19 protein-coding genes and 3 tRNA genes are annotated in these 16035 nt (G+C 70.6%); 5 read left to right on the forward strand and 17 right to left on the reverse strand.

Annotated features, from left to right (window positions below):
- Window positions 1–92: 92 nt before the first annotated feature.
- From rplA to ACGFYN_RS23035, 5 genes are all read right to left on the reverse strand, one after another.
- Entirely contained in the window at window positions 93–818 is a 726-nt protein-coding gene (rplA, locus tag ACGFYN_RS23015) for a 50S ribosomal protein L1 (RefSeq protein WP_393867699.1), read from the reverse strand.
- Window positions 819–901: 83 nt separating this feature from the next.
- Window positions 902–1336, reverse strand: a complete 435-nt coding sequence (rplK, locus tag ACGFYN_RS23020; protein WP_030317334.1) for a 50S ribosomal protein L11 — start codon at window positions 1334–1336, stop codon at window positions 902–904.
- A 168-nt stretch (window positions 1337–1504) separates the two neighbouring features.
- Window positions 1505–2365, reverse strand: coding sequence for a transcription termination/antitermination protein NusG (nusG, locus tag ACGFYN_RS23025; RefSeq protein ID WP_393867700.1), 861 nt, complete (start codon window positions 2363–2365; stop codon window positions 1505–1507).
- Window positions 2366–2445: 80 nt separating this feature from the next.
- Window positions 2446–2730, reverse strand: a complete 285-nt coding sequence (gene secE / locus ACGFYN_RS23030) for a preprotein translocase subunit SecE (protein WP_393867701.1) — start codon at window positions 2728–2730, stop codon at window positions 2446–2448.
- Between the two features lie 105 nt (window positions 2731–2835).
- A tRNA-Trp gene (locus ACGFYN_RS23035) sits at window positions 2836–2908 on the reverse strand.
- Window positions 2909–3191: 283 nt separating this feature from the next.
- Between ACGFYN_RS23035 and ACGFYN_RS23040 the strand changes: the two genes are divergently transcribed.
- Both ACGFYN_RS23040 and ACGFYN_RS23045 read left to right on the forward strand, forming a co-directional pair.
- Window positions 3192–4418 (forward strand): pyridoxal phosphate-dependent aminotransferase, encoded by a 1227-nt coding sequence (locus tag ACGFYN_RS23040; protein ID WP_393867702.1) that lies wholly within the window; start codon window positions 3192–3194, stop codon window positions 4416–4418.
- Window positions 4419–4573: 155 nt separating this feature from the next.
- On the forward strand, window positions 4574–5614 hold the full coding sequence (locus ACGFYN_RS23045) for an adenosine deaminase (RefSeq protein ID WP_393867703.1): 1041 nt from the start codon (window positions 4574–4576) through the stop codon (window positions 5612–5614).
- On the opposite strand, the gene ACGFYN_RS23050 is transcribed toward ACGFYN_RS23045, so the two are convergent.
- A complete protein-coding gene (locus ACGFYN_RS23050) occupies window positions 5595–6266 on the reverse strand; it encodes a hypothetical protein (RefSeq protein ID WP_393867704.1) in 672 nt (223 codons plus the stop codon). The two genes, ACGFYN_RS23045 and ACGFYN_RS23050, sit on opposite strands and share 20 nt — an antisense overlap.
- A 62-nt stretch (window positions 6267–6328) precedes the next feature.
- The gene (locus tag ACGFYN_RS23055; protein WP_393867705.1) at window positions 6329–6937 is read right to left on the reverse strand and encodes a TetR/AcrR family transcriptional regulator; all 609 of its coding nucleotides are present in this window, start codon (window positions 6935–6937) and stop codon (window positions 6329–6331) included.
- A 104-nt stretch (window positions 6938–7041) separates the two neighbouring features.
- Between ACGFYN_RS23055 and ACGFYN_RS23060 the strand changes: the two genes are divergently transcribed.
- The gene (locus tag ACGFYN_RS23060; protein ID WP_393867706.1) at window positions 7042–7674 is read left to right on the forward strand and encodes an NAD(P)-dependent oxidoreductase; all 633 of its coding nucleotides are present in this window, start codon (window positions 7042–7044) and stop codon (window positions 7672–7674) included.
- A 57-nt stretch (window positions 7675–7731) separates the two neighbouring features.
- On the opposite strand, the gene ACGFYN_RS23065 is transcribed toward ACGFYN_RS23060, so the two are convergent.
- The 9 genes from ACGFYN_RS23065 to ACGFYN_RS23105 form a co-directional block, all read right to left on the reverse strand.
- Entirely contained in the window at window positions 7732–8787 is a 1056-nt protein-coding gene (locus ACGFYN_RS23065) for a UDP-N-acetylmuramate dehydrogenase (protein ID WP_393867707.1), read from the reverse strand.
- 111 nt (window positions 8788–8898) lie between these two features.
- Window positions 8899–9279, reverse strand: coding sequence for a DUF3291 domain-containing protein (locus tag ACGFYN_RS23070; RefSeq protein WP_393867708.1), 381 nt, complete (start codon window positions 9277–9279; stop codon window positions 8899–8901).
- A 33-nt stretch (window positions 9280–9312) separates the two neighbouring features.
- Window positions 9313–10755, reverse strand: a complete 1443-nt coding sequence (locus ACGFYN_RS23075) for a DHA2 family efflux MFS transporter permease subunit (protein WP_393867709.1) — start codon at window positions 10753–10755, stop codon at window positions 9313–9315.
- Window positions 10756–10862: 107 nt separating this feature from the next.
- Window positions 10863–11432: a TetR/AcrR family transcriptional regulator gene (locus ACGFYN_RS23080; protein ID WP_393867710.1), complete on the reverse strand. Its 570-nt coding sequence runs from the start codon at window positions 11430–11432 to the stop codon at window positions 10863–10865.
- Between the two features lie 151 nt (window positions 11433–11583).
- Window positions 11584–12012, reverse strand: coding sequence for a MaoC family dehydratase (locus ACGFYN_RS23085; protein ID WP_393867711.1), 429 nt, complete (start codon window positions 12010–12012; stop codon window positions 11584–11586).
- A gap of 7 nt (window positions 12013–12019) precedes the next feature.
- A complete protein-coding gene (locus ACGFYN_RS23090; RefSeq protein ID WP_393867712.1) occupies window positions 12020–12472 on the reverse strand; it encodes a MaoC family dehydratase N-terminal domain-containing protein in 453 nt (150 codons plus the stop codon).
- A gap of 308 nt (window positions 12473–12780) precedes the next feature.
- Complete coding sequence (rpmG, locus tag ACGFYN_RS23095; RefSeq protein WP_003948671.1) at window positions 12781–12945, reverse strand: 50S ribosomal protein L33; 165 nt, start codon at window positions 12943–12945, stop codon at window positions 12781–12783.
- A gap of 90 nt (window positions 12946–13035) precedes the next feature.
- Window positions 13036–13108 (reverse strand) — tRNA-Met (locus ACGFYN_RS23100).
- 34 nt (window positions 13109–13142) lie between these two features.
- A tRNA-Thr gene (locus ACGFYN_RS23105) sits at window positions 13143–13215 on the reverse strand.
- 267 nt (window positions 13216–13482) lie between these two features.
- Between ACGFYN_RS23105 and ACGFYN_RS23110 the strand changes: the two genes are divergently transcribed.
- Together ACGFYN_RS23110 and ACGFYN_RS23115 are read left to right on the forward strand one after the other, a co-directional pair.
- Window positions 13483–14772 (forward strand): amidohydrolase family protein, encoded by a 1290-nt coding sequence (locus ACGFYN_RS23110; protein ID WP_393867928.1) that lies wholly within the window; start codon window positions 13483–13485, stop codon window positions 14770–14772.
- A gap of 159 nt (window positions 14773–14931) precedes the next feature.
- Complete coding sequence (locus ACGFYN_RS23115) at window positions 14932–15588, forward strand: NAD(P)H-binding protein (RefSeq protein WP_393867713.1); 657 nt, start codon at window positions 14932–14934, stop codon at window positions 15586–15588.
- Between the two features lie 34 nt (window positions 15589–15622).
- On the opposite strand, the gene ACGFYN_RS23120 is transcribed toward ACGFYN_RS23115, so the two are convergent.
- Window positions 15623–15835, reverse strand: a complete 213-nt coding sequence (locus ACGFYN_RS23120) for a hypothetical protein (protein ID WP_393867714.1) — start codon at window positions 15833–15835, stop codon at window positions 15623–15625.
- Between the last annotated feature and the right edge of the window lie 200 nt (window positions 15836–16035).

Below are 16035 nucleotides of genomic sequence, written 5' to 3' on the forward strand. Positions count from 1 at the left end.
ACAGACACGTATCAGGAAAAGGGACGGGCCCCGCACCTCGAAAGGTTGCGGGGCCCGTCCGGAAACTCGCGTACGCGCGGCTGCCGTCAGAATCAGACGGCGGCCGGGTCCTCCTCGACGAGGAGGTTGCGGGTGCGGTTCGAGTCGACCGGAATGCCGGGGCCCATCGTGGTGCTGATGGCGGCCTTCTTGATGTAGCGACCCTTGGCGGCGGACGGCTTCAGACGGAGGATCTCCTCCAGCGCGGCGCCGTAGTTCTCCACCAGCTTGTCGTCCTCGAACGACGTCTTGCCGATGATGAAGTGCAGGTTCGAGTGCTTGTCGACGCGGAACTCGATCTTGCCGCCCTTGATGTCGTTGACGGCCTTCGTCACGTCCGGGGTCACGGTGCCGGTCTTGGGGTTCGGCATGAGACCACGGGGACCGAGCACGCGGCCGAGGCGGCCGACCTTGCCCATGAGGTCCGGGGTGGCGACGACGGCGTCGAAGTCCAGACGGCCCTTCGACACCTCGTCGATCAGCTCGTCGGCACCGACGATGTCGGCGCCCGCGGCACGCGCGGCCTCGGCACGGTCACCGGTCGCGAAGACCAGGACCCGGGCGGTCTTACCGGTGCCGTGCGGAAGGTTCACGGTGCCACGGACCATCTGGTCGGCCTTGCGCGGGTCGACACCCAGGCGGAAGGCGACCTCGACGGTGCCGTCGAACTTGGTCGTGGAGGTCTCCTTGGCGAGACGGACGGCCTCGAGCGGGGCGTAGAGCTTCTCCCGGTCGATCTTCTCGTCCGCAGCGCGGAGAGACTTGCTGCGCTTGCTCACTGCTTCTCCTGGTGATTCTTAGGAGTCGTGGTCCGGGCCGAGCAGGCCCCGCCACTTCTACTGGTTTACGGGGGAGTTGGGGCTCAGCCCTCGACCGTGACGCCCATGGAACGCGCGGTGCCCGCGATGATCTTCGCGGCGGCGTCCAGGTCGTTGGCGTTGAGGTCGGGGAGCTTCGTCGTGGCGATCTCGCGGACCTGCGCCTCGGTGATCTTGGCGACCTTGGTCTTGTGCGGCTCGCCGGAGCCCTTCTCGATGCCCGCGGCCTTGAGGATCATCTTGGCGGCCGGCGGCGTCTTGGTGATGAAGGTGAAGGAGCGGTCCTCGTAGACCGTGATCTCCACCGGGATCACCCAGCCACGCTGCGACTCGGTCGCGGCGTTGTACGCCTTGCAGAACTCCATGATGTTGACGCCGTGCTGACCCAGCGCGGGGCCGACCGGCGGAGCCGGGTTGGCGGCACCGGCCTGGATCTGGAGCTTGATGAGCCCCGTGACCTTCTTCTTCTTGGGAGGCATTACTCTCCGGGTCCTTTCGGTTCGGGTCCTGCCTGTCTCCGGGGACCACCCGAACGCAGGCATACCGCACAACGATAACGGGTATGGATGTGCGGCCAAAAACCGAGCAGGTCAGGCGTGCTGCGAACAGCCCACCTGACCTGGTCGGAAGCTCTTTTCCGGAAGAAGCTAGTTCTTCTGGATCTGGTCGAAGGAGAGCTCGACCGGCGTCTCGCGGCCGAAGATCTCCACCAGGCCCTTGACCTTCTTCGAGTCGGGGTTGATCTCGTTGATGGTCGCCTGGAGCGTGGCGAAGGGGCCGTCGGTGACGGTGACCGAGTCGCCGACCTCGAAGTCCAGCACCTGGACCTCGACCTTGCGCTGCGGGGCGGGCTTGCCCTCGGCCTCGGCGGCCTCGCGGGCGGCCTTCTCCTCGGCCTCCGGGGCGAGCATCTTGACGATCTCGTCCAGGGTCAGCGGGTAGGGGTCGTAGGCGTTGCCCACGAAGCCGGTGACGCCGGGGGTGTTGCGGACGACGCCCCAGGACTCGTTCGTCAGGTCCATGCGGACGAGGACATAGCCCGGGAGCTTGTTCTGCTTGATCGTCTTGCGGTCGCCGTTCTTGATCTGGACGACCTCTTCCTGCGGCACCTCGGCCTGGAAGATGTAGTCCTCGACGTTCAGCGAGACGGCGCGCTGCTCCAGGTTGGTCTTCACGCGGTTCTCGTAGCCGGCGTAGGTGTGGATGACGTACCACTCGCCGGGCAGGGTGCGAAGTTCCTCGCGGAGGGCCACGACGGGGTCGACCGGCTCGGTCTCCTCCTCGACGGCCTCTTCCTCGGCCTCGGCAGCGTCGTCGTCGGCGGCCTCGCCATCGGCGGCTTCCTGCTCGTCCACGACCTGCAGAGCGGCTTCCTCGGCGGGCTCGCCCGCCTCGGCCTCGGCAGCCTCGAACTCGTCCTGCTCGTCCGCGCCCTCGACGATGTCCAGCTCGTCGTCCACGGACTGGTCCGGCTCGATGGCGTCGTCGTTCAGGTTCGTGTCAGACACGGTGGCTGCTTCTTCCTGGATACATAGGGGTGGAACATGCGAAAGGGGCGCCGGGTACCTCGGCGCCCTTCGCTCTCGGCTCAGCCGAAGACGTACTTGGCCGCGTGGTTGAGTCCATAGTCAATCACTGTGACCAGGCCGATCATGATGACGACGAAGACGATCACCACACTGGTGTACGTCGTCAGCTGGTTACGCGTCGGCCAGACGACCTTGCGGAGCTCGGCGACGACCTGGCGGTAGAAGAGGGCAAGCCTCTTGAGCGGACCCTTCTTGGCCCGCTTGCCGCCCTTGCGGGCCTTCTTCGGCTCCTGCGCCTCGTCCTGGGCGTCAGGCGTGTCGATGGAGCCCACGGCGTCCGCCATTCGTCCTCACCTGTTCCCGGGTCGTGGCCGTGCCGCGCCCGGTCTGAGCCGCACGGCGTTGCAATGCTGTACGTACATGGGCACACCTGGCGAAGGTGTGTGTAGCAGGGCCGGAGGGACTTGAACCCCCAACCGCCGGTTTTGGAGACCGGTGCTCTACCAATTGAGCTACGACCCTTTGCGTGTCCCCCAACGTACCGCATCCGGACGGGTGCTCGGTGTGCACCGCCCGCGGCGCGGCAGCTGATGGCCAACGAGGTGAGAGTGTACGTGGTCCGAAGCGCCCCGTCGAACAGAAAGCGCCCGTGGGGGCCTTGGGAGAACGGGATCGCCGGGAAAGGGGCGGAAGATCACCCAGGCCATCGATGGATTCCGGACGGGTGTTCAGTGACAGACCCCTGGATGTTCAGTCTGTGAAACCCGCGTGCCGCGCGGGTTTCCGGTCTGAAACGATGGGCCCCATGAGCGCTGCAACCCCTCCCACCGAGCGCCGGGTCTCCGCCCGAGTCGGCGCGATCTCCGAGTCCGCCACCCTCGCCGTGGACGCCAAGGCCAAGGCCCTCAAGGCCGCCGGGCGTCCGGTGATCGGCTTCGGCGCCGGTGAACCCGACTTCCCGACTCCGGACTACATCGTCGCGGCCGCGATCGAGGCCTGCAGTAACCCGAAGTACCACCGGTACACCCCGGCCGGCGGTCTGCCCGAGCTCAAGGCCGCGATCGCAGCGAAGACGCTGCGCGACTCCGGCTGGGAGCCCGACGTCTCGCAGATCCTCGTCACCAACGGCGGCAAGCAGGCGATCTACGAGGCGTTCGCCGCGATCCTCGACCCCGGCGACGAGGTCATCGTGCCGGCGCCGTACTGGACGACGTACCCGGAGTCGATCCGGCTGGCGGGCGGCGTCCCGGTGGAGGTCGTCGCCGACGAGACGACCGGCTATCGCGTGAGCGTGGAGCAGCTGGAGGCGGCCCGTACGAAGAAGACGAAGGTCGTCCTCTTCGTCTCGCCGTCCAACCCGACCGGCGCCGTGTACTCCGAGGCCGAGACCGAGGCGATCGGCCGCTGGGCCGTCGAGCACGGCCTGTGGGTGCTGACCGACGAGATCTACGAGCACCTGGTCTACGGCGACGCGGTCTCCGTGTCCCTGCCGGCGCTGCTGCCGGAGCTGCGCGACAAGTGCGTCGTGGTCAACGGCGTCGCGAAGACGTACGCCATGACGGGCTGGCGCGTGGGCTGGGTCATCGGCCCGAAGGACGTGGTCAAGGCCGCGACCAACCTGCAGTCGCACGCCACGTCGAACGTCTCGAACGTGGCGCAGGTGGCCGCCCTGGCCGCCGTCTCCGGCGGCCTGGAGGCCGTGGCGGAGATGCGTGAGGCCTTCGACCGCCGCCGCAGGACCATCGTGCGGATGCTCAACGAGATCGACGGCGTGGTCTGCCCGGAGCCCGAGGGCGCCTTCTACGCGTACCCGTCGGTCAAGGGCCTGCTCGGCAGGGAGATCCGCGGCAAGCGCCCGCAGGACACGGTCGAGCTCGCCGCGCTGATCCTTGAGGAGGCCGAGGTCGCGGTCGTCCCGGGTGAGGCGTTCGGCACGCCGGGTTACCTGCGGCTGTCGTACGCCCTGGGGGACGAGGACCTCGTCGAGGGCGTCAGCCGGATCCAGAAGCTGCTGGCGGAGGCCAAGGCCTGACGTTCGCGGCACACGGGGACTGATTCGCCGGTTTCGGCGGGTCGGTCCCTGTTTGTCTGGGTTCCTTTGGTTTCCTTTGGGTTTCTTTGTGCGAGCAAGACCACGTACGTGGAATCCGCTTTCGGGACGGCCGGGACGTGCGGCAGGATCCTGGAATGGAGCGTGTACGTGATGTCTCTGAGCTGCCGAAGGCCCATCTGCATCTGCATTTCACCGGGTCGATGCGGCCCAACACCGTCCTGGAGCTGGCCGACAAGTACGGCGTGCGGCTGCCCGAGACGCTGTCCGAGGCGCTGACCAGCGGGGAGCCGCCGAAGCTGCGGGCGACGGACGAGCGGGGCTGGTTCCGTTTCCAGCGGCTGTACGACGCCGCGCGCTCGTGCCTGCGGCAGCCGGAGGACATCCAGCGACTGGTGCGGGAGGCCGCCGAGGAGGATCTGCAGGACGGCTCGGGCTGGCTGGAGATCCAGGTGGACCCGACGTCGTACGCACCCCGTCTGGGTGGTCTGATCCCGGCGCTGGAGATCATCCTGGACGCGGTCGAGACGACCATGCGGGACACGGGCCTGGGCATGCGGCTGCTGGTCGCCGCGAACCGAATGAAGCATCCGCTGGACGCCCGCACGCTGGCCCGGCTGGCCGTGCGGTACGCGGAGCGGGGCGTGGTCGGCTTCGGTCTGTCGAACGACGAACGCCGCGGCATGGCGAGGGACTTCGACCGGGCGTTCGCGATCGCCCGCGAGGGCGGGCTGCTGTCGGCCCCGCACGGCGGCGAGCTGACCGGCCCCGCCTCGGTCCGCGACTGCCTGGACGACCTGCGCGCCCACCGCATCGGGCACGGCGTGCGGGCGGCGGAGGACCCCCGGCTGCTGGAGCGTCTGGCGCGCAAGGGCGTGACGTGCGAGGTGTGTCCCGCCTCGAACGTGGCCCTGGGTGTGTACGAGAAGCCGGAGGACGTGCCGCTGCGGACGTTCCTCGACGCCGGCGTCCCGATGGCGCTCGGCGCCGACGACCCCCTTCTGTTCGGCTCCCGGCTGGCCGCCCAGTACGACATCGCGCGACGCCACCACGGCTTCACGGACGGGGAGTTGGCGGAACTGGCCCGTCAGTCGGTACGGGCCTCGGCGGCACCGGAGGACGTGAAGGTGAAGCTGCTCTCGGGCGTCGACGCCTGGCTCAGCGCCCCGGCCGTCTGAAGTGGGCGTAGGGCGGATAGGGCTTGAAGCAGATCAGCACCTCGACGGGGTGTCCGCCGCCGGGCGGCTGGATCAGGCTCGGCAGCGCCGCCATCAGCGCGGATCGCCCGGTGTGGACGCGTTTCTGACGCGGCCCCCAGCCCGCCGCGTACGCCAGGGTCGTGGCCGCCCCGGCGAAGACGCCCCGGCTGCCGAACAGGAAGAACGTGCGGGCGTGCGTGGCGTGCCGCAAGTCCTCGCGGAAGTCGGCGCGGTCCCACTCCTCGCGCCATGACCCGGCGTCCCGGGCGGTGCGTGCCTCGTCGGTGCGTGCGGTCAGGGGCGTGCCCTGCCGCAGTCCGCGGCGCAGATCGGGCCACTTGCTGGGGCGCAGGCCGGACGAGTGGTGGGCCAGGACCAGGTCGACCGGCTCGCCCCAGCCCTCGTCGGCCGGGATCCCGTCACGCAGCGGCACATGGACGATCGTGCGGCGGGAGCAGGCGGCGAAGGAGAACAGGCCCGCGAGCCGGCTGAGCCCGTCGTGATCGCCCAGCAGCAGGCCGATCGGGTCCGGTGCGCTCAGGGAGGTGTGGCGCAGGGTCTCACGGGGCTGGACCACCCGGTGTTCGTGCGGGCCGAGGCGGGGGCGGAACTCGTGAAGCCTCAGGCGCATGGGGTGCCTGGGAGGTACGGCCGTGCGGCGTGACGAGGTGTGTCATGCCCCCAGCGTTCCGGTCAGGCCCGGGCCTCGGCAACGGAGATTCCGGCGGTCAGCGTGCGGGCCAGGCGCCGGGCGAAGTCGTCGGCCGGCGGCGGGCCGGTCTCCGTCGACTCGTACGCGAACGCCCGCTGGGCGCAGGCGCCCAGGAGCAGGGAGGCGGCGGCGAAGGTGTCGGCGTCGGGGCGGACGCGCCCGAGCTCCTGCTCGGCCCGCAGATAGGTGTCCAGCCCCTGGATCGGCTTGTGCGGACCCGTGCCCATCTCCCGCATCGCGTCGTCGTGCCGCCGCTTGAGCTGGGTCTCGGCATACAGGGAGGCGGCGATCGGGAAGCTCTGCTCGTAGAACAGGGCGGCCTGGCGGGTGATCTCGGTGAGGTTCTCCTCCAGCGTGCCCCGGCCGGGCTCGGCGGCGAGGCTGCTGAGCAGGGGCGTCAGCCGGGGCAGCCGCTCCGACAGGACCCGGATGAACAGGTCCTCCTTGCCGGCGAAGTACTTGTAGAGCGCCGCCTCGGAGCAGCCGGCCTCCCTGGCGATCTCCTTGGTGGTGGTGCGGGCCAGCCCGACGGTGAGCATCAGCTCGTGAGCGGCATCGAGGATGCGGACACGGGCCGGCTTCGTCTCCATGGCACGTCCAATCGGGCTTGACGGGTGGGTGAGTGTTTACCCACTCTAGTGGGAGGCAGGGGTGAGTGAATACTCACCCACCGACTGCGAGCACGGGAGCACTCATGAAACTCACCGTTTTCGGCGCCACCGGTGGCATCGGCCGGGAGATCGTCCGCCAGGCCCTGGACGCGGGCCACGAGGTCACGGCGGTGGTACGGGATCCGGCGCGGCTGTCCGTGACGGGCGAGCGGCTGGAGGTGTTCCGGGACGACCTGGGCGACCCGGAGGCCGTACGCCCGGCGGCGGCCGGCCGGGACGTGGTCCTGTCCGGGCTCGGGGCGCGCAGCCGCAAGGACGCGGGGGTCGCGGCCCGGCTCACGCGTACGGTCCTGCGCGCCATGGAGGCCGAGGGGGTGCGGCGGCTGCTCGTGGTGAGCGCCGGGCCGGTCGGGCCGGCGCCCGAGGGTGAAGGGCTGCTCGACCGCACCGCGCGCGGGATCGTCTCCGCGCTGCTCAAGGACGTCTACGCCGATCTGGGCGAGATGGAGGCCGAGTTGGCGCGCAGCGCCACCGACTGGACGGCCCTGCGGCCGCCGCGCCTGCAGAACAAGCCGGTCACGGGGGTGTACCGGACGGTGGTCGGCGGCTTCCCGGCCGGGGGCCGGTTCATCGCCCGGGCGGACGTGGCCCACGCGATGCTGGCGATGGCCGGGGACCCGGGGACGGTGAAGCAGGGGGTGGGCGTCGCGTATTGAGAGCGCCTACGACGGCGGTCTGCGACCGCGGCCGGCAAAGACGCTCCGCGCGGCCCCCTACAGGCTGACCCCGACCGTCACCGGCTCGTTGACCAGCGTGATCCCGAAGGCGTCGCGGACGCCGGCGACGACCTCGCGGGCGAGGGCGAGCAGGTCCTCGGTGGTGGCCGCGCCCCGGTTGGTGAGGGCGAGGGTGTGCTTGGTGGAGATGCGGGCGGGGCCGGCGCCGTAGCCCTTGGTGAAGCCGGACTTGTCGATCAGCCAGGCGGCGGAGGTCTTGGTGCGGCCCTCCCCCGCCGGGTAGGCGGGCGGCTGGACGCCGTCGCCGAGGCGCTCCTCCACGCGCGCGTGGAACGCGGCGAACTGCGCGTCGGTGAGGATCGGGTTGGTGAAGAAGGAACCGGCCGACCAGGTGTCGTGGTCCTCGGGGTCCAGGACCATGCCCTTGCCGGAGCGCAGCTTGAGGACGGTCTCGCGGGCCGCGGCCAGCGGCACGCGGTCGCCGGGCTCGACGCCGAGGGCGCGCGCGGTCTCGGCGTACCTGATCGGACCGGAACGGCCGTCCGCGTCCTCCAGCTCGAAGCGGACGCGCAGGACGACGTACCGCTCGGGGTCGGACTTGAAGCGGCTGTGGCGGTAGGAGAAGGCGCAGTCGGCGTTCGGGACCGTGACCGTCTCGCGGGTGCGTCGGTCGTAGGCGACTACCTCGGTGATGGTGGAGGAGACCTCCTGGCCGTACGCCCCCACGTTCTGGATGGGGGTCGCGCCCGCCGAGCCGGGGATGCCGGCCAGGCACTCGACGCCGGCGAGGCCGGCCTCCACGGTGCGCGCGACGGCGTCGCTCCACACCTCGCCGGCGGCCAGCTCCAGGCGCCTGCCGGTCTGCTCGAAGCCCTTGGTGGCGATGACGAGTGCGGTGCCCGCGAAGCCCTTGTCGCCGATGACCAGGTTCGAGCCGCCGCCGATCACCAGCAGCGGCGTACCGGTGTCGTCGGCCTCGCGGACGGCGGCGATCACCTCGGCGTCGGTCGTCGCGGTGAGCAGCCGGGTCGCGGGGCCGCCCAGCCGGAAGGTGGTCAGGGGGGCGAGAGGGGCGTCGTGGAGTTCCTGCACGGGCCCAAGACTACGAGACGCCACCGACAGCCCCGGCAGCGCTCGGGCGGCGGAGCGGCCACGCGCGCGTACGGCCCCGCCGGGGTGGGGCGGGGCCGTACGCACGCGTGCTCAGCTCAGGCGCCGGAACGCCTCCGTCCAGTCCAGCGGCAGTTCGTCGCCGGAGGTCGTCCAGCCGGCGAACTTGGAGTCCCGCATCTGGGTGGCCAGGCCGCCGGAGGCCGGGGCGTGCACGCCGGAGCGGGCGAACTCCTTGAGCGCCTTCGGCGACTCCCAGGCGGAAAGGGTCCAGAAGGTCCGCTTCAGGGGCTGCGCCTTCAGGGAGGCTCCGTAGGCGCCGGGCGCGCGGCTGACCTGCCGCCACACGCCGGGCGTGCGGACCAGGAAGCGGAGCGCTCCCCAGAGGGTGCGGGTCTCGAAGCGGGAGGCGAAGACGTGCACCTCGGCGTCGTGCGGCGGGGGGTTCGGCACGGTCCAGGGCAGGGTGGGCATGGCTGCTCCTCGGGGTCGGGCGGGTCGGGGAGTTCAGTGGGACGCCGTCTCGAGCACCGGCTCCGCCGTCGGCCCCGCGGTCGTCGCGAGCTGTGCGGCGCGCCGCCGGGTGGGGATCAGCAGGGCCGCCACCCCGGCGAGCGCGACGACAAAGGAGCCGGTCACCAGCGCGGGCTTCAGTCCGTCGACGAAGGCCTGGCCGGACTCGTAGCCGCCCTGCGCCGAGAAGATCGACGACATGATCGCGATGCCGAGTGCGCCGCCGACCTCGCGCAGGGCGTTGTTGGCGCCGGAGGCGATGCCCTGTTCCTTGGGGAGGACGCTGGACATGACCAGGTTGGCCGCCGGGGCGAAGTACAGCGCCATGCCGATGCCGCTCAGGATCAGGCCGGGCAGCTGGGCGGCGTAGGAGACGCCGGTCGTCGCCACGGTGGCGATCCAGCCGAGGCCCGCGGCCTGCAGGAAGAGCCCGGTGGCGACGACGGGTCGGCCGCCGATGCGGTCGGAGAGGATGCCGGCGATCGGCGCGACGAGCATCGGCATGCCGGTCCAGGGCAGCATCCTGAGGCCCGCCTCGGTGGGCGAGTAGCCGAGGACGCCCTGCATGAACTGGCTGAGCAGGAAGATCGAGCCGAACATCCCGAGGAACATCAGCAGGCTCGCGGCATTGATCCCGGCGAAGGCGCGGGAGCGGAACAGCCGCATCGGGAGCATGGGGTTCTTGGCGCGCAGGCTGTAGAGGACGAACCCGAACAGCAGCGCCGATCCGGCGAACAGGCCGGTCATCACCAGCGGGGCGGTCCAGCCGTCGGCGGGCCCGCGGACCAGGCCGTAGACGATCCCGAAGAGGCCGCCGCTGGCGAGCAGGGTGCCGGGGATGTCGAGCGGGGCGCCGGTGCCGTGGGACTCGGCGAGGCGCAGCCGGGCGAGCGGCAGCACGGCGATGCCCAGCGGGACGTTCAGCCAGAAGATCCAGTGCCAGGAGACGTGCTCGGTGAGGCTGCCGCCGATCAGCGGTCCGGAGGCCACGGCGAGACCGTTGACGGCGCCCCATATCCCGTACGCCATCCCGCGCTTGGCGGCGGGCACGGCGGCGGTCAGCAGGGTGAGCGTCAGGGGCATCATGATGGCCGCGCCGACGCCCTGGACGGCGCGGGCGGCGATCAGGGAGTCGATCCCGGTGGCCATGGCCGCCGCGGCGGAGGCGCCGGTGAAGACGATGAGGCCGACGAGGAACATCCGGCGACGGCCGAAACGGTCGCCGAGCGCCGCGCCGAACATCAGCAGGACGGCGAAGGTGAGCGTGTACGCGCTCACCGTCCACTCCAGATCACCCAGCGCCCCGCCGAGGTCGTTGCGGATGGAGGGCAGTGCGGTGGTGACGACGAGGTTGTCGAGGGCCGCCATGAATCCGGCGACGCTGGTGATGACGAGGGCCCAGACGGTTCCCCCGCGACGTGCGGTCTGCTGTGACATCGCTCCCCCAGCGGGTGAGTCGGCCGCTGCTGCGGTTCAGTTTGGTTAGTTAGTGATGACTAATTTTCGCGGACATGGAGAGGCGCCTGCGACACCCTTCCCGTGGGCTACTTCCCCAGCCGGCCCTTGAGCCGCGCCTCCGGGAACAGCCCTTCCCAGACCCGGTGCTCGGGCGGAAAGCCCATCGCCACCAGGCAGTTGATGAGCATTCCGTACGCCATGAACGTCGTCGTCTCCTCGACCTCGGCACCGAGCGGCAGATGGACCGTGTCCCACAACCGCATCCAGCCCGCCCGCACCTCCTCGCCGAGTTCGTGGTCGCCGGCCTGCTCGGCGGCGGCCACGGTGACGTACATCTGCATCTGCATCAGCAGCCGCTCGGGGCGCTCGGCGATGACCTCGGTGTACGCGTTCGCCATGGCGAGCAGGGCGTCTTCACCCTCCAGCCCCTCGGCGGCCTCCTCGAACGTGCGGATGGTGTCCTGCATGCAGCGCTGGGCCACCGCGAGGAAGATCGCCTTCTTGCCCGGGAAGAGACGGAAGAGATACGGCTGCGAGACCCCGACCCGCTTGGCGATCGCCTCGGTCGAGGTGCCGTAGTAGCCGCCGCGGGCGAACTCGGTGGTCGCCGCACGAATGACGCTCTCGCGCCTCTCTTCTGCACTCATCCTGGCCATGCAAGTAAGTTAGTACTCAATCACTAACTACGTCAAGGGCCGCCGGAACACCTCTCCCCCTTCACCCGTTGTCGCAGGTAGGGGGACTCACACCAGTAAGGGGCGCCCCCCAATGGAGGACGCCCCTTACAACCAGCTCAAGATGTGCCGCTCAGGCCAGCTGCACGACCGCCCGCGACATCCCCAGCACCTTCTGGCCGCCGCTGGTCGCCGTGAGGTCCACGCGGACCCTGTTGTCGTCGAGCTTGACGGCGACCTTGCCGCTGACCTCGATCGTGGCGCCCTGGTCGTCGTTCGGGACGACGACGGGCCTGGTGAAGCGGACGCCGTACTCGACGACCGCGCCCGGGTCGCCGGTCCAGTCGGTGACCACCCGGACCGCCTCCGCCATGGTGAACATGCCGTGCGCGATGACGTCCGGCAGTCCGACCTCGTTGGCGAACTTCTCGTTCCAGTGGATCGGGTTGAAGTCCCCGGAGGCGCCCGCGTACTGGACGAGCGTGGCGCGGGTCACGGTGAAGGTCTGGGCGGGCAGTTCGGTGCCGACCTCGACGCCGTCGTAAGCGATCTTCGCCGTCATCGGTTCCTCACGCCTCCTCTGCCGCACGGGCGACCAGTTTCGTCCAGGCGGTGACGACGTGCTCGCCCGCCTCGTCGTGGACCTCGCCGCGAATGTCCAGGATCTCGTTGCCGGCCATGGACTTGACGGCCTCGATGGTCGAGACGACGGTCAGCCGGTCCCCGGCGCGCACCGGGCGGACGTAGGCGAACTTCTGGTCACCGTGCACGACGCGGCTGTAGTCCAGGCCGAGTTGCGGGTCCTCGACGACCTGTCCGGCGGCCTTGAAGGTGATGGCGAAGACGAAGGTCGGCGGGGCGATCACGTCGGGGTGACCGAGGGCCTTGGCGGCCTCCGGGTCCGTGTACGCCGGATTGGGGTCCCCCACCGCTTCCGCGAACTCGCGGATCTTCTCCCGGCCCACCTCGTAGGGCTCGGTGGGCGGGTAGCTCCGCCCCACGAAGGACTGGTCGAGCGCCATGGCTCGGCACCTCCTGGTGTCTGCCTGTCGATGTCCGGCTGGTGCCGGGGTCCGGTCGGCCGTCGGTCGGCCGGCCTACTTCCGGCCGATCGAGCAAGAGCTGCCAGGCGAGCAGCAAGTGCTGTCGTCCGATCAGCAACTGCTTCCGGCCGACCGGTCATTGCTATCAGTCGGCCTTTGATCGCTGTCGGTCGCCCCATGGTTACTCATGGTCGATCCATGACGGAGCGGAACCGGACGGTAACCGGGGCCGAAACGACGTGAGGCCGCCCCCCGACTGCGGGGGCGGCCTCACGAACGAGCCTGATTTATCGCGTCTCGCGGTGCGCGGTGTGCGCATTGCAACGCGGGCAGTGCTTCTTCATCTCAAGACGGTCCGGGTTGTTACGCCGGTTCTTCTTGGTGATGTAGTTCCGCTCCTTGCACTCCACGCAGGCCAGCGTGATCTTCGGGCGGACGTCGGTGGCAGCCACGTGAGTGCTCCTTGACGAACGGATGGAAATGGATTAACGCATAGAAGAGTAGCCGATCGAAGGACCGACCCCACAATCGGCTACCGTCAGTAGCGGTGACCGGACTTGAACCGGTGACACAGCGATTATGAGCCGCTTGCTCTACCGACTGAGCTACACCGCTGAGATGCACACTCCGCGAACGGTGTCTGCACCAGAGCCCCAATGCGGAATCGAACCGCAGACCTTCTCCTTACCATGGAGACGCTCTACCGACTGAGCTATTGGGGCGAGCGATGAAGACATTACACGCTCCGCCGCCGTTCGCCCAAATCCGTTTCGCGGCCCCCGTCCCGGCCCGTTCCACGACCTGTCACGGCCCCCGCCCAGACCCGTTTCGCCGCTCCCCCGCGGGCCCCTGCGGCCCCTGCCGTACGGCGGACCACACCGGTACGACTATTGCGCTCCTCCCCGACTCGCGCGGACCGCCGTCCTACGCTCGTCTCACTCTGCGTGATCTTGCGTCTTGCCGCACAGTCCCCGAGCACCTGGAGCGCGATGCCCGAGAGCCAGCCGCCGCCCCACTCGTGGTCCTCCTCCTCGGGCGCCTCGGGCAGTTCGGGTTCCGCGGGTCAGGGGGGCGATCCGTCCGCGCTGCTGCTGTGCGGAGCGCGCCTGACCGACGGCCGGACCGTGGACGTACGGCTGGGCGGCGGACGTATCGAGGCGGTCGGCACGGCCGGCAGCCTGGCCGCGGGTGGGCCGCAGGGCTGCGGCACGCGCGTGGACCTCACCGGGTATCTGCTCCTGCCGGCCCCGGCCGAGCCGCACACCCATCTGGACAGCGCGTTGTCGGCCGAGGGCGACGGCCCGGTGTCGTACGACTCCAAGGACGTCCAGCGCCGGGCCACCGAGGCGGCGTTGCTTCAGCTGGGGCACGGGGCGACCGCACTGCGCGCGCACGTGCGCGTGGGCGATGTCCAGGGGCTGGGGCCGCTCGCCGCCGTACTGCAGGCGCGGCGTTCGCTGCGCGGGCTGACGGAGCTGACGACGGTGGCGATGCCGAGGGTGCTGACGGGCGTGGCCGGGGCGGACGGGCTGGCGATGCTGCGGGACGCGCTGAAGATGGGCGCCTCCGTGGTGGGCGGCTGTCCGGACCTGGACCCGGATCCGACCGGGTACGTGGAGGCGGTCCTCGAGGTCGCCTCCGAGCACGGCTGCCCCGTCGACCTGCACACCGACGCCGACGATCCGGCCCGGCTCGCCCGGCTCGTCGCGATGGCCGCCGGGCTGCGGCCCGGGGTGACGCTGGGCCCGTGCGGCGGCCTCGCCGGCCTGCCCGCCGAGTTGATCCGGCGCACGGCGGACCAGCTCGCGGCGGCCGGGGTGACGGTGGCGTGTCTGCCGCAGGGCGGCTGCGACGGCTCCGATCTGCGTGAGACGGCGCCGGTACGGCTGCTGCGGGCGGCCGGTGTGCGGGTGGCGGCGGGCAGCGGCGCCCTGCGCGACCTGTCGAACCCGGTGGGACGCGGGGACCCGTTGGAGGCGGCCTACCTGCTGGCCTCGCGGTACGGGCTGCGGCCCGAGGACGCGTACGACGCGGTGAGCTCGTCGGCGCGGGCCGTCATGGGGCTGCCCGAGGTACGCGTGGAGGCGGGTTTCCCGGCCGAGCTGCTGGCCCTGCGCGGCGACCGGCTGGCCGGGGCGCTGTCGCTGGCCTACAGCCGGATCGTGGTGCACCGGGGCCGGGTGGTGGCGCGGACGAGCGCGGTGCGGGAGTACTGCAACTCGGAGTCGGCCGCGACGGAGTTGGGACTGCCTCGGCAGGGCCGGGGGAAGTTGTCGTAGAAGGGGTGCCCACGACTCACCGGCAAGGCAGCGTGAACCTCGCCCCTACGACAACTCGCCTACGGCAACTTCCCTCACGACGTGCGCTTCGCATGCGCTCCCTGGGTCGTGGCTCAAGTCGTGCGGCGGATGCGGTCGTCCGGGCGTACGGTCGAAGACATGCGCATTGTCATCGCTGGTGGTCATGGTCAGATCGCGCTGCGGCTGGAGCGGCTGCTCGCCGCGCGCGGCGACGAGGTGGCGGGCATCATCCGTCACGCCCAACAGGGGGACGACCTGCGGGAAGCCGGTGCCGAACCGGTTCTGCTCGATCTGGAGTCGGCGTCGGTCGAGGAGGTGGCGGCGCATCTGCGCGGCGCCGACGCGGCCGTCTTCGCGGCGGGCGCGGGCCCCGGCAGCGGGGCGTCCCGCAAGGACACGGTGGACAAGGGCGCGGCGATCCTGTTCGCGGACGCGGCGGTTCGGGCCGGCGTGCGGCGCCATGTGGTCGTCTCGTCGATGGGCGCCGACCCCGCGCACCAGGGGGACGACATCTTCGACGTGTACCTGCGCGCGAAGGGCGAGGCGGACGCGTACGTACGGCGGCTCGACGCGCTGGACGTGACGATCCTGCGCCCCGGGATGCTGACGAACGACGCCGGCACCGGTCTGGTCCGGCTGGAGGCGCACACCGGCCGCGGCCCGATCCCGCGCGACGATGTGGCCGCCGTACTGGCGGAGTTGGTGGACAACTCGGCGACGTCCGGCCTGACCCTGGAGGTGGTCGGTGGTTCGGCGCCGGTGTCGGTGGCGGTGAAGTCGGTCGCGGGGAACTGAGGGGCCGTATCGACCACGGCAGCCCTGTCAGCGCCTAGAACAGGGGCAGTTGGCCCGGGATCTCGGGGACGACGTAGCCGTCCAGCGCCGGTTGGGCCGCGTCGGTTCGGGCCTGGCGGCGGGAGCCGGGGCAGGAGAGCAGTACGCCGTTCTCGCGCGCGCCGGGCGGGTCGTGCCGCGCGAACCGGCCGGCGACGACGGCGATCTCGCGACGGCATTCGGGGCAGCGTCTGCGACGAGTGGACATGGGGTCAGTGTGCCCCGCGTGGTCGCTCGTCGTGCGTGGGGCACACGCGCGGGCCGGTCGCGGTCGGTCGAGGCGCTCGCGGTCGGCCGGTGTGATCACGGTTGTCGCGGTCGGTCGAGGCGCTCGCGGTCGTCGCGGTCAGACGACGCGGTCGCGGTCATCGCGGTCAGACGAGGCGGTCGCGGTCATCGCGGTCAGAC

It is taken from the genome of Streptomyces sp. NPDC048419, from assembly GCF_043200415.1.
In the GTDB taxonomy this organism is placed as follows: domain Bacteria; phylum Actinomycetota; class Actinomycetes; order Streptomycetales; family Streptomycetaceae; genus Streptomyces.